The sequence below is a fragment of the Pseudomonas sp. NY15372 genome (genome assembly GCF_048068215.1).
In the GTDB taxonomy this organism is placed as follows: domain Bacteria; phylum Pseudomonadota; class Gammaproteobacteria; order Pseudomonadales; family Pseudomonadaceae; genus Aquipseudomonas; species Aquipseudomonas guariconensis_A.
The window spans coordinates 1-312 of sequence record NZ_JBLUPY010000106.1; the positions used below are offsets into that span (position 1 = coordinate 1).

Below are 312 nucleotides of genomic sequence, written 5' to 3' on the forward strand. Positions count from 1 at the left end.
GGGAAGCCCGCGACCACGCCGCCGCTGACGACGGTAATGCCACCTACGGTCAGGGTTTGCAAGCCATCCAGGGAGGTGACTGTGAAGGAACCCGTCTGAGTCAGCGCCCCAGCATTAGGGCTGCTACCGTCGCCCAGGTTCTTCTCGTAGACAGTCAGCTCACCACCTTGTACACCCAGGCCATCCAGAGTGACCGGGTCATTGAGGTTGGTGACGTTCAGCTCCAACACTGCAGTGCGTACATCGCCATCGGCATCGGTCAGCGTATAGGTGAACTGCTCTATGCCACTGCCGCCGCCGTGCAGATTGAAG

General features: G+C 60.3%; 1 protein-coding gene. It reads right to left on the reverse strand.

Going from position 1 to position 312, the window contains the following annotated elements:
* Nucleotides 1–312: hypothetical protein (locus ACNFG0_RS22915; protein ID WP_416766545.1), on the reverse strand; the 312-nt coding region annotated here is incomplete at both ends.